This window comes from Synechococcus elongatus PCC 11801, assembly GCF_003846445.2.
GTDB lineage: Bacteria > Cyanobacteriota > Cyanobacteriia > Synechococcales > Synechococcaceae > Synechococcus > Synechococcus elongatus_A.
In genome coordinates this window covers 2,181,782-2,194,442 of sequence record NZ_CP030139.2, presented here as the reverse complement: position 1 = coordinate 2,194,442, position 12,661 = coordinate 2,181,782, and the positions used below count along the sequence as shown (strand labels likewise).

General features: G+C 48.9%; 11 protein-coding genes. 5 read left to right on the top strand and 6 right to left on the bottom strand.

Annotated features, from left to right (window positions below; genetic code table 11):
• Position 1: 1 nt before the first annotated feature.
• Both DOP62_RS10910 and aroB read right to left on the bottom strand, forming a co-directional pair.
• Positions 2–391 carry an MAPEG family protein gene (locus tag DOP62_RS10910; RefSeq protein WP_208674752.1) on the bottom strand — a complete coding sequence of 130 codons (390 nt, stop codon included), beginning with the start codon at positions 389–391 and terminating at the stop codon, positions 2–4.
• Positions 392–479: 88 nt separating this feature from the next.
• The gene (aroB, locus tag DOP62_RS10905; RefSeq protein ID WP_208674750.1) at positions 480–1,580 is read right to left on the bottom strand and encodes a 3-dehydroquinate synthase; all 1,101 of its coding nucleotides are present in this window, start codon (positions 1,578–1,580) and stop codon (positions 480–482) included.
• Between the two features lie 79 nt (positions 1,581–1,659).
• Here aroB and DOP62_RS10900 point away from each other — a divergent pair, with 79 nt between their 5' ends.
• Positions 1,660–2,541 (top strand): carbohydrate ABC transporter permease, encoded by an 882-nt coding sequence (locus DOP62_RS10900; RefSeq protein ID WP_208674748.1) that lies wholly within the window; start codon positions 1,660–1,662, stop codon positions 2,539–2,541.
• A 200-nt stretch (positions 2,542–2,741) separates the two neighbouring features.
• Here the strand turns inward: DOP62_RS10900 and DOP62_RS10895 are convergent, their stop codons facing one another.
• Entirely contained in the window at positions 2,742–3,986 is a 1,245-nt protein-coding gene (locus DOP62_RS10895) for an efflux RND transporter periplasmic adaptor subunit (RefSeq protein WP_208674746.1), read from the bottom strand.
• 371 nt (positions 3,987–4,357) lie between these two features.
• Between DOP62_RS10895 and DOP62_RS10890 the strand changes: the two genes are divergently transcribed.
• Entirely contained in the window at positions 4,358–5,074 is a 717-nt protein-coding gene (locus DOP62_RS10890) for a GUN4 domain-containing protein (RefSeq protein WP_208674744.1), read from the top strand.
• 23 nt (positions 5,075–5,097) lie between these two features.
• Here DOP62_RS10890 and DOP62_RS10885 read toward each other — a convergent pair whose 3' ends face one another.
• The 3 genes from DOP62_RS10885 to DOP62_RS10875 form a co-directional block, all read right to left on the bottom strand.
• A complete protein-coding gene (locus DOP62_RS10885; protein ID WP_208674742.1) occupies positions 5,098–5,325 on the bottom strand; it encodes a hypothetical protein in 228 nt (75 codons plus the stop codon).
• 93 nt (positions 5,326–5,418) lie between these two features.
• Positions 5,419–8,628, bottom strand: a complete 3,210-nt coding sequence (locus DOP62_RS10880) for an efflux RND transporter permease subunit (RefSeq protein WP_222610258.1) — start codon at positions 8,626–8,628, stop codon at positions 5,419–5,421.
• Positions 8,629–9,015: 387 nt separating this feature from the next.
• The gene (locus tag DOP62_RS10875) at positions 9,016–9,885 is read right to left on the bottom strand and encodes a glycosyltransferase family 8 protein (protein ID WP_208674738.1); all 870 of its coding nucleotides are present in this window, start codon (positions 9,883–9,885) and stop codon (positions 9,016–9,018) included.
• A 150-nt stretch (positions 9,886–10,035) separates the two neighbouring features.
• On the opposite strand from DOP62_RS10875, the gene pgl reads away from it, so the two are divergent.
• The 3 genes from pgl to DOP62_RS10860 are packed head-to-tail and all read left to right on the top strand — an operon-like array spanning position 10,036 to position 12,597.
• Positions 10,036–10,752, top strand: coding sequence for a 6-phosphogluconolactonase (gene pgl, locus DOP62_RS10870; protein ID WP_370538792.1), 717 nt, complete (start codon positions 10,036–10,038; stop codon positions 10,750–10,752).
• Between the two features lie 3 nt (positions 10,753–10,755).
• The gene (gene queG, locus DOP62_RS10865) at positions 10,756–11,709 is read left to right on the top strand and encodes a tRNA epoxyqueuosine(34) reductase QueG (RefSeq protein WP_208674735.1); all 954 of its coding nucleotides are present in this window, start codon (positions 10,756–10,758) and stop codon (positions 11,707–11,709) included.
• 24 nt (positions 11,710–11,733) lie between these two features.
• Positions 11,734–12,597 carry a tetratricopeptide repeat protein gene (locus tag DOP62_RS10860; protein ID WP_208674733.1) on the top strand — a complete coding sequence of 288 codons (864 nt, stop codon included), beginning with the start codon at positions 11,734–11,736 and terminating at the stop codon, positions 12,595–12,597.
• Positions 12,598–12,661 lie beyond the last annotated feature (64 nt).

Genomic DNA, 12,661 nt, shown 5'->3' with positions numbered 1-12,661 from the left:
CTCAGGCAAACAGACGCCAAACAATCACTAATAATGCAGCGACAGAGACGAGGTAACTGAGCGATCGCGGCAAGCCCAATCCGGCCAAATAGGTAAGGCTGTGGGCGATGCGGGCCAACAGCAGCACAATCGAGGCGATCGCAGTGGTGCCATCGGCTTTGCCACTGATCTGGGCAATCAAAATCACGCTAGCGATCATCGCCAGATTGTCGAGATGATTGCGTTGAGCGCGATCGGCACGACCGACCCACTCCGGCACTTCTGGCTGGCGATCGCGATTGCTCAACGCCCAATCCAGACCGGCTTTGCTGGCTCGTCCAATAGCAGGGATGTGGTTCAGCGGTAGGGTCCACAGCGCCAGAATCAGCAGGCAGAGTAAATCAGTGGTCACAGTAGGTTCGCTTGAGTCTGTTGAGGGGCAGGAATTAGCCTGAATCAGTCTGGCATAGCCTTCGGCTCAGACCCGCATTCAGGGACAATTAAGCGATCGCCTGCAGAACCTCTTGCAGGGTTTGGCTAGGGACTTGATCGGTAATCGTGACGTGACCGAGCGTCGTCGGCAGAATGAACCGTACCTTGCCTGCCTGCACTTTTTTGTCGAGTTGCAAAGCATCAACGATCGCCGCTTGATCCAAGCCCTCAGGTAATCGGGTCGGCAAGCCTGCTTTAGCAATCACGGCTTCTTGGCGATCGCATTCCTCTTGATTCCAGAGCCCTAGCGCCACAGCCAGCCGTCCTGCAGCAACCATACCGATCGCCACAGCTTCGCCATGGTTAACGACGCGATAGCCCGTCAGACTTTCGACTGCGTGGCCAATCGTATGGCCGTAGTTGAGGATGGCCCGCAAACCTGACTCTTTCTCATCCTTCGCAACCACTTCTGCTTTGGCACGACAGGAGCGCTCCAAGATTAGGGTCAGCAAATCAGCCGGTAGTGATCGCGGGCGATCGAGACGGGGGCTCGCTTCCAACCGTTCAAACAGATCCCGATCCCAGATCACACCGTACTTAATCACCTCAGCCATGCCGGCACGGAACTCCCGTACGGGCAGGGTCTGTAGCGTTTCTGGATCGATCAACACCAGCTTGGGTTGATGAAACGCCCCGATCAGGTTCTTGCCACGGGGATGATTGACGCCGGTTTTACCACCAATCGAAGCATCAACCATCGCCAGCAGTGAAGTTGGAATCTGCACAAAGCTAATCCCGCGCAGCCAGGTTGCCGCTGCAAATCCGGTCATGTCGCCAATCACGCCGCCACCTAAGGCGACCAAAGCCGAACGGCGCTCCAGCCGGAGTTCTAGGGCTTTGTCATAGATGCGTTGAACCGTTGCTGGCGTTTTGTAGCGCTCGCCAGCCGGTAGGGTGAGGCAGTTGACGATAAAGCCTGCTTCTTTCAGTGCTGCTACGAGGCGATCGCCATAGCGCCGCCCGATCGCGGGGTTGGTGACGACCAGAAGTTTGGTGCCAGCCTTCAGACCTGCTTGTTGCAGCCAACTGCCCGCTGCTGCCAGTCCCCCGTGAGCGATCGCAATCTCGTAGGCGTTTTGCGGCAGAGCAACAGGGATTTGAACGGACATGGCAAGCTGACGCCGAGCGGGGAAACCAGTATTTTACCTTCGGGGCCTTCGCCCTCGGTTGTCTGTGCCAGAGGTGTCCATGACTGCATTGCGCGATCGCCTGTCTCCCTATCTGTTCTTGGCACCGGCGCTGACAATTTTGGGTCTGACAGTATTTTGGCCAGCGCTGCAGGCTTTTTATTTCAGCTTCACCCGCTTCGACTACAACTTGACGCGATCGCCCCAGTGGGTCGGCCTAGAAAATTTCCAGCGACTGATCAACGATGCCGTCTTCTGGAAAACCCTTGGCAACACGTTTATCTATCTCATTGGTGTTGTGCCGCTGCTGGTCTTTCTGCCCTTGGGACTGGCGATCTTGGTCAATCGCCCACTGCGCGGCATTACCCTCTTTCGCTTGGCCTACTACACCCCCGTGATCGTCTCGATCGTGGTGGCGGGAATTGCTTGGCGGTGGCTCTATGCCGAAACAGGGCTACTCAACCAACTAGGGCAACTGGTGTTTGGTGAACGATTCCAACCGATTCCTTGGCTGACGAGTCCAGCGCTAGCCCTCTTCAGCGTTATGGCAGTCACCGTCTGGAAAGGTCTGGGCTATTACATGGTGATCTATCTGGCAGGACTGCAAGGGATCCCCGGCGAACTCTACGAAGCCGCTGCTTTGGATGGCTCGGATGGTTGGCGTCGCCATTGGGATATCACGCTGCCGCTGATGCGCCCCTACTTGGTCTTAGTGGCAGTGATTTCGGCAATTTCTGCCACTAAGGTCTTTGAAGAAGTCTTCATCATGACCCAAGGTGGCCCACTGAATAGTTCCAAAACGGTTGTCTATTACGTCTACCAACAGGCCTTTCAAAAGCTGGAAGTGAGTTATGCCTGCACCGTGGGTCTAGCGCTCTTTTTAGTTGTTTTGACGTTATCCCTGCTGCGCCTTCGCTTTGGGGCTAGCGATCCAGTCCTATAAATCTGCTGCAGGCAGAGTGATAATTCATAAGTTATTAAGTGCAGCAGAGTCCCTCAACACGTGTTGAGAGTATATAGAATCTACGCATAAAAAATGGCGAAAGGTCAATCAATAAATTCTTTCGGGAAGTAAACTTAATTAATTTACTTATTTTAACAGCTTTAGTCCCACTACTAAACAGTGTTATATCGCAACAACTGTTAATTGTGGGATTGGATTACCGCACCATCTCTCAGTCTCAAAACATTTGTTACTGCAATGCGATCGCCCGTTTTAAGGCCAGATTTGATTTGATATTGATTGCCCTGAATTGGACCTAGTTCAACAGGCTGTAATCGGACAACTGGCTGGCCTTTTTGATTAGGCTTTTTATCAACTACGAATACGAAGCTCTTACCACTAATTCGGGAAATTGCTCCTGTCGGCACCAAGATACCAGGTTGAACTCCCCAGATCAAACGCGCAGCAACAAATTGACCATCTCTCAGCTTACTATTAACATTTTGAAACTGAGCTTTTGTTAAAATACCTTGAGCATTAAATTTAACCGTTGGAGAAATAAAGACTAAGCTACCTGTTGCCAACTGCTGTCCATTACTAGGATCTAGCAACTCTACTGCTAATCCTATCTTCAGTTGATTGGCCTTTTCAGCAGGTACTTCAATATTCAGATAAAACATATCTGTCTGCGTTATCCGAGTGACTGGTTGACCTGTAGTGACGTAATCTCCTACTTTTACTAGAATGTCATCAACTACTCCAGCAATTGGAGCAACGACGTTCTTAAAACCAAGACTGACTCCAGAAGATTGTGCCTGAGCACGAGCCTCTCGAATTTTTGCATCAGCTTGTGTAATAGCGACTTGTGCTGCGGCAACCTGCTCTTCAGCTGCTTTTAGGCTGTTACGAGCCGCATCTTGTTTAGCTAACACTTCATCTAAATAAATTTGCGCAAGTGCTCCATCTGCAACCAGTTGCTGAACCCGTTTAGTATTAATAATTTTGAGATTCAAATCAGAGCGAGCAGTATCTCGCTGTGCTCTTGCAATATCTAGGGCTTTTAGAGCATTTTCTCGACCACCAATAGCCACATCAAGAGCAGCTAAGGACCCTTGCAACTGAGGAAGTGTTTCGTCTGCTTTCAAAACTAGCAGCGATCTCCCAACATCTACACTTTGCCCTGGTGAAACAATAATACGCTCAACTCGCCCCTGAATCTCAGGTCGAACTTCGGCAATCTGAGCCGCTTCTAAGCTACCCACAAACTCAGTACTATTTTTAGTGAGATTTGTCTGTAAAGTAATTATCTCTGTAGCAATACTTGGAGTTTGAGCATCGGCCTCAAGCACTGGCCGACAGGATGTACTAAAGATCGGCAGAGCAAGAACCACACCAAGCAGAAAAGGGAAAGAGTGCTGAGATAAAAGAGATTTAGAATTTTTCATTACTCCTAACTCCTTGTTCCTGAACTCTCAGGAGAGCAAAAGCAAACTCTGCAAATCTAAAACATCTAAAATAAGAACTGACAACTCCTTCTAAACTATAGTCATAGTTTTTGCTCTTTCAAGATAAACTTCAACTGATTTAAGCTTCTACGGTATCGTAGTGATATCCTTCGGGCGTTAAAGCCTTTAATTTCAGACTATAGCTTTCATCTTAAAAGCGACTCTTACCGTTAAATCACTTGAAAAGTGACATCCTAGACATTGAACATAGACATCTGTTTCTTTAGAAACTCTTTAATCCAAGTTCCCTAAAGGTCATAGCAATACCTCTATCCGCTAGTATGGCTATGAATTTCTAGCAGGTAAATACTATGGATGACAAGAGCGATCGTGATTTAGATCAACGTCTAGCAGCTCTTGAGGCGAGAATTAATAGTTACAATCAACTATCAAGCAGAATTGAAAGGCTTGAACAGGCTGTCAACAGCATTAAAGAGCAGCTAAATTATCTTAAATCGATAACACGATCTATTCAAGAACTTCAGCAAGAAGTTCAACAAGAACAGTCTGTCCTCTCTCATCTAGAAGCTTCAATCGAGAATCTACAAGATGATTTACTAATGATTTCTGATATTGACACTTTTCAAAGACTTCAGAATTTTCTCAAGAGAAGAGAGTTTAAAGAGGCAGACCAAGAAACTGCAAAAATATTAATGAATATTATCAACAAAAATTCAGACACTATTTCTCCTGAAGACATTGAAAAATATCCTCTTGGGCCTCTAAGAATTACTGATAGGCTTTGGCAAAAGTATAGTAATGGCAAATTTGGATTTAGTGTCCAGCTACAGAGCTATCGTGACCTTGGAGGTAGTCTCAACACACTCATTGCCCAAGATCAAGATTTAATGTTTCAGTTCTTTGACCGTATTGGTTGGCGCCAAAAGGGTGAGTTCATCTTTCATCAAGATTGGCAAGTTGATTCCTCATCTCCAACAGGTTTCTTGCCTTTATCTTGGTGGATCACTCCCTACGGCCTCAAGATTGGCAACTTTATTTTAGCTCGACTCATTAAGCTTGGATTCTAGAGTTTCAGGATCTAATATTGAATCTAGCTACGTCTTTTATTTGCTTGGCTGACAGTTGCAAAGCCAGCACCAACCATAAATCCCAGCCCAGCTCCAAGAAGAGGATAGCGATGATAAAGAGTCTGGTAAAACTCACTCTGATAGCGCCTTAGTTCCAAGTCTGGCTGACCAATATAGGTGAAAGAAAAACCTGCAATAGCTCCAAGAATAGATGTCATGAATGCTGAAAAAATGATCGATCGATAGTTCATGATGAAGCCGCCTCATATAAATACACCTTTCAAGTACTCTAGTTAATTTTCTTGACAGTCAACTCTTGCAATATCTGGAGTAAAATAGATACTTTATCTAGGCTGATTCTTAGGTTTTGAGTCTAGTAAAAACTCTTTCTCTAAGGTCTTGATAATAATGTAAATAATTGGCGCGATGCCTAAGCTTAAAACTGTTGCGACTAGGTAACCACCAAAGCTGACTGTCCCAATTGACCAGCGGCTAATTGCGCCTGCACCTGCGGCTGTCATCAACGGGATATAGCCAACTAAACCAGAGGAGGCAGTCATCAAGATAGGCTGAAAACGAGATTTTGCTGCTTCCACTGCTGCTTTTCCAATATCCATCCCTTGACGAAGAAACTCATTAGCCTGCTCCACAATCAAAATGGCATTTTTACTAGCCATGCCAATCAGCATAAGCAGTCCTACTTGAGCATAAATATCATTGTTAATCACAGGGAAAACACTTCCCACTTGAAAGAGATTAGCGCGAATCCAAATAGCTCCCATGGCGCCTAAAATTGCTAAAGGAACTGTCAAGAGAATAATAAGAGGGTCAATGTAGCTACCATATTGAGCTGCCATGACCAGAAAGACTAGGACGATCGCTAGTCCAAAAATAGCCCCAGTCGCTCCTCCTGCTGAAATTTCTTCTAGGCTCAACCCCGTCCACTCATAACCAAAACCTGGATCTAAAACTTCTTTTGCGACTGATTCTATAGCAGCAATTCCTTGTCCAGAGCTAAATCCCGGTGCTGGAACTGCTTGAATTTTGATTGAATCATAGACGTTGTAGCGGGTAATAATCGGTGGCGCAATAAACTCTTGGAATGTGACCAACTTACCTAATGGAACTAGACTTCCCGATCGCGATCGCACATAGAAGGAATTAATGTCTTCTGGAGTGCTGCGAAAGGCTACATCAGCTTGTGCATAGACTCGATACTGATCACCATCAAGAATAAAATCATTAATATAGCGGCCCCCTAAGTAAGTTTGTAAAGTTCCAAAAGCCTCATTGATGTCGATACCCAGTGCCTTAGTTTGATTACGATCGATCTGAATTGCGATTTGTGGGACTCCAGGCGTGAAAGTAGTCCGTACTCCTTCTAGCTCAGGTCGTTCATTCGCTGTCACAATCATTGCCTGAGCATTTTTCCACAGTGCTTCCGAAGGCAACCCTCCACGATTTTGCAATTGAAACTCCAAGCCACCTGTGGCTCCAACTCCATCAATCGGAGGAATATTGGTGACGATCGCAATGGATCCAGTTATTTCTGTTCTCAGTCTTTTATTGATTGTTTGTATTAGGCTAAAGACTGACTGACTCTTTTGAGTACGTTGCGACCAGTCTGTTAGCTTGACAAAGAAAGCATATTTATTGTAAGCATTACCATCAAAACCAAAGCCAGCAGCCCCAAGATAGCTTTCAATTTCTGGATAATCATCTAAGACTTTCCCAACCTTAGCGACCTCCCCATCTGTATACTGTAGGGAAGACATCGGCGGTGCTTCACCCACAAGAATCATCAAACCTTGATCCTCTTCAGGGATAAAACCTGTTGGGGTCACTCTTAGCATCCAGACTGTTGCTAATAGACCCACAACAAAAATTGCTAAAATGAGATAGCGTGATGATTTGAGTATCTCAATGACTCGGCTATACCACCGCTCAAGTTGACCAAATCCAGAATTGAATAACCTAAAAAACCAGCCCATCAGAAAATTAACTGCTCTATCAATTTTTTCTGGAGCAGTACCTTCTGGCTTCAAGAACAACGCTGCCATCGTTGGCGAGAAAGTTAAAGCATTAAACGTGGAGAAGATAATCGCTGCTGATAAAGTAATTGCAAACTGTCGGTAAACAATCCCAGTTGTTCCTGGGAAGAACATGACTGGGATGAAAACAGCTAGCTGCACTAAGGCAGCTGTAATTGAAGGAGTCGCTAGCTCATTCATAGAGTCCAGAGCTGCTTGCATTGGTCGCATACCCTGACTCATTTTGCTCTTAATCGATTGAACGATTACGACGGCATCATCCGTCACTGTTCCGATCGCCAAAATGATGCCGAACATAGTCAGCTGGTTGATGCTAAAACCAAATCCCAGCAGTACCGACATTGCACCGATCATGGCGACGGGCATCGCCAAAGCAGGAACGATCGTTGAGCGCCAATCTTGTAAAAAGATCAAAATTGTTAATACAGCCATCACAATGGCTTGCATCAAGTTCGAGGTGACATCTTGGAGTGATGTCACGACAAAGAGGGTAGAGTCATAGGGAATTTCATACCTTAATCCTGGCGGAAAATCAGCTGACAGTTCTTCAATCTTTGCCTTAATACGATTGCCAGTATCCAGCGCGTTAGCACCAGGCAACTGATACAGTGCCAAGCCAGCAGTTGGCTTACCACTCACAATCGTACTAACGTCATAATTTTCAGCTCCTAGCTCCGCTCGACCAATATCTCGAATTTTTGTCAGCTGACCATTCTCACTGACTTGAATCACTAAGTTCTCGGCATCTTCAACACTGATAAAGCGGCTGTCAGCGCGAAGTGGAATGGCAAATGTTTGACCCGGTTGAGAGGGCTCCTGTCCAATCCGTCCAGCCCCAGTTTGAATATTCTGCTCTTTCAAAGCCCGCTCTACATCAGAGGCAGTAAGGTTACGGCCTGCTAATTTATTGGGATCTAACCAAATACGTAGTGCATATTTTCGTTCTCCCAGGATGAGAAGGCTGCCAATTCCTGGAATGCGCTTCAGCTCATCAACGACAAACTGATCAAGATAGTTACTCATAAACTCAGTGTCATAGAGCGGCTTTCCATCAGCTCCTAGCTCTGAATAAAAGCCATAGGCCAGTAGCAAACTCGGTGAGGCTGCTTCAACCGTGATTCCAGTCTGCTTGACCACCTCAGGCATACTAGGCAGCGCTTGGTTCACTCTGTTAGTGACATTGACCTGAGCAATATTGCGATTAACCGCAACTGGGAATGAGACTTTGATATTGGCAATCCCACCTGAGTCAGTGGTTGAAGACATATATTTCATGTCCTCAACACCATTAATTTCTGTTTCTAGAACGCTGGTTACTGTATCTACAGTAGTCTTGGCATCTGCACCCAAATTAGTTGCAGTAACTGCAATTTGGGTCGGTGCCATCTGGGGAAGCTTTTCGAGTGGTAGCAACGGAATTGCAATGCCGCCCAGCAATAGGATGACAAGAGAGCAGACCGTAGTCAGCACTGGGTTACGGATAAACTTGTCAGAAAGGCTCATCTTCACCCCAAAGTGCTTGGTAGGCTACGAAACCAGTTATCACTGCACATGCAGGCGACAAACAACAGTCTTGAGGTTTGACTGTGCTCTGATTGTTTTCAAGAAAGCGTGGAAGTGGGAAAATCTTGATGCCTTTCTTAATCTTCAGATGGCATCTTCAGAACAATCTGTCCACTAGAGGCACAACTGAAGATCGTTACGACTGTCTTGAGATTAAGTAACACTCGTTTTGATATTCACAAGTCTCAACATTCAGCAATGCTCAACTTCCTGTCCGCGATGACTGAGCAATTAAAACGACGAGACCCTACTCTCACCCCATTGATTTAACAGTCGAATTCTTGGTGAGGGTCAGGGATTTAAGGATTAGCATGAGCGACTACCGAGCTAGGCCAGCTTCGGCAGGGGCAGTCCAGGCAAATTCGCGTAGCGGCGCCAGAGGTCACCGTAGATGATGTCGCTGGTATTCCAGGGCTTGTGATGACCGCCGCTCCAGTGAATGACCCCGGCTTCTTGGGGGTCACAGGCCAACAACCGAGCAACTGGTCGGGCATTGCCGTAGCCACAGCGATTCCAGCGCTTCGGTAGAGCCTGGTAGGACGGGAAACAGGCGTTGAGTAAGGCTTCATCTCCGCCTTCTAGAAAGCGGTAGCGGAATTGGCGATCGCGATCGAGAACGGCTTGAATGCGTTGATAGACCGACTCCGTCCAAAAGCGAAGATCGGTGACCATCACCCCGCTGTTAAAGGTTTTGCCCATGATCTTCAGATACCGGCTTGCTCGCCATGGCTTCTTGAAGTACATCCAAGCCGGACGGGCATGAGGTACCGCTGCGAAGAAGAGGTCGGGGCGAAATTCACCGGCTTGCTGACTCAACTGGCCCGGATCGTCGAGCAGCACGACATCAGTATCGAAGTAGAGGACGCGCGTTAGGTCTGGGAATACCTGAGGGATCCAAACGCGAGAAAACTGCATGTAGCGCCCCAGCAGCCGTTCACCGCGATCGCGGCTGTATTTGTGGGCGAGGTAATCCGCGAGATCAGCAGATGGCTGAAACGTACCGAGCCGCCACTGAAAGCTGGGATTGGGGAACGTGGTTTCTAGCAGAGCTTGAAAATGCTCAGTTTGACCGACGGGAATGACGATATTGAACCGTAAAGTCTCAGGTTGCGGACTATTTTGAACCGCCGAATTGATGACCACTGGCAAGGTGAAGTCAATCGCTTGATTGAGTCCAAGAACAATGTCCAGCGTCATGGCGGCAGTCTCATAAAACAGGGCGCAGAGTGACGCCGCTGCGGTTCCTTACCCTAACGTGCTCTGGTGCTCAGAAGAGCTGTCAGTAGGCACGAGCTGAACCTGCACAATAACCATCAGCCAGAATGGAGCCAGTGCAGAGAGCCTGAGATGTCCGTTCATCAATCTGTTGTGGCTGATTTCGCAGCGGTGGTGGCCGCTGCCCGATCGCTGGTGTTGGAAACTGCTAGCCAAGCGATCGCGGAACGAGGGACATTTCGCCTCGCACTGTCAGGTGGGAGTACACCAAAAGCGCTCTATGAACAGTTTGCGGATAGCGCTGCCGACTGGGCTCACTGGCAAATTTTCTGGGGTGATGAGCGCTATGTTCCTAACGATCATCCCGATAGCAATGAACGGATGGCTCGCCAAGCTTGGCTGAATCGAGTGCCGATTCCAGCTGAGCAGATCCACCCGCTACCGACCCAGTCCGCAGATCCTTGGCAGGATGCCGCGATCGCAGAAGCAGATCTGCGACGAGCCTTTCAAGTTTCGGAAGAGGACTGGCCGGTATTTGATCTGATTCTCTTGGGCTTAGGGGATGACGGGCATACGGCTTCTCTCTTCCCGAGAACAGCAGCGCTAGACGAACAAACCCGCTTGGTCACGGTTGGTGATCGCGACGGACAACCGCGCCTCACGTTTACGGCCCCGTTGATCAATCGAGCACGAACGGTAGTGTTTCTCGTCAGCGGTGCCGCCAAGCAAGAAGCGCTGCAATGTGCCTTGGCAGCTGAGGGGGATAGTCAACAAACGCCCGCTCGTTTGATTCAGCCAGCGGGACAACTCTATTGGCTGCTCGATCGCGATGCGGCTGCATTGCTTTAAGTGATGACCCCAACGCTTGCGGAGCAGATTAAGGCAGAAGCAATCGCCCTTGGTTTTGACAAAGTGGGGATTGCCAGTGTCGATCCACCCGATACTGCAGCGTTAGCTGCGCTCGATCGCTGGTTGGAGAAGGGCTATCAAGCTGAGATGGGCTGGATGGCGAGCGATCGCCGTCGAGATGTCCGCAATCTGCTCCCCAGTGCTCAGTCAGTCATCTGTGTCGCACTGAACTACTACACCGGCGATCATCCAGAATCAACACCGGATGTGGGCAAAATTGCTCGCTACGCTTGGGGGCGCGACTACCATCGCGTGCTCGAAAAGCGCCTGAAAGCCTTGGCGCGCTGGCTACAAACCCAGCAGCCGGGCTGCGAATGTCGCTGGTATGTGGATAGCGGACCGATCGCGGATAAGGTCTGGGCTCAACGAGCGGGCTTGGGCTGGATTGCCAAAAACAGCAATGTCATTAGTCGTGAGTTTGGCTCCTGGATCTTTCTAGGGGAACTGGTGACGGATCTCGCATTGCCCGCCGATCGTCCGCACACTGCCCACTGTGGCACCTGTAGCCGCTGTCTAGACGCTTGCCCGACCCAAGCGATCGTTGAACCTTACGTGGTGGATGCCAATCGCTGCATTGCCTATCACACGATCGAGAACCGAGCGACAGAGTTACCCGAAGCGATCGCCCAGAATCTCCACGGCTGGGTGGCAGGCTGCGATATCTGCCAAGAGGTCTGTCCTTGGAACCAGCGCTTTGCTCAGCAAACCACTCTGCCAGAGCTGCAGCCGCGACCAGAGTTGCTGGCACCGGATCTGGCTAAGCTAGCGATACTTTCAGAGGAAGCATGGGATCAGCAGTTTCAGGGGTCAGCACTGCGACGCATCAAACCTGCGATGTGGCAGCGCAATAGTCGGGCGAACTTAGCCCAGCAGCCTGAAGGGAATCCGCTAAGCTAGCGATGACTGCTCTCCGGCTGATCTGTGAAGCGAACTGCTCTAATTGCCTTGATTGCCGCACTCAGTTGCAGTGGAACGGCGCTCTCACCTGCCCGAGCCTTCACGCCTTATGTGCCCGATATCGATCCGAGCTATCTACAAGAGCAGGGTTTGGCACTGGCGCAGGAAGCTGCTCAGCTCTTACAGTTCCAGCAGGTGGAGTTTGCCCAGCGGCAGGCTGCTTTGGCTGCCCAGTTGGCACCGAATGATTTTCGAGTGTGGTTGGTTTTAGCCGATGCGAGCTTGAGACTCAATCAGCTCGAACCCGCGATCGAGGCACTAGATAAAGCACAGAAGTTAGCGCCCCGCGAACCAGCGATCCTGTTTGCGCTGGGCTCAGCCCGCTTCCGGCAGGGAAATTACAGCGAGGCGGCGAGCTTCCTGCAGCGGGGACTGGCCATTAAACCTGATTCATCCGGCGCACTGTTTGATCTCGGCAATGTCTATCTCATTCAGAAGCAATATCCGCCCGCGATCGCAGCTTTCCAAAAAGCGATTCAAGTCAAGCCAGATTTCTGGGAAGCGATCAATAACTTGGGCTTGGTCAGTTATGAACAGGGCGATCGCCAACAAGCCTTAAATTATTGGAATCGTGCGATTGAGTTGAGTAAAAGTGCTGCTGAGCCGGTGCTAGCAAAAGCAGTCTTGCTCTATCAAAAAGGACAAACAGCAGAAGCTATCCAACTTGCCCAGCAAGCTTTGGGTAAGGATAGTCAGTATGTCAGCGTGGATTTCCTGAAAGAACAGTTGTGGGGCGATCGCCTTTTAGCTGACACGAATCAGCTCTTTCAAGCGCCTGCGATGCAAGCAACACTCCTTGAAGCACGTCAACGTGCCCAAAACCCATAGGCTCATTGCTGAGTGTTTAAAATCTAAAAATAAAAATATAGAGAAGACTAGAGCAATCCCAGTG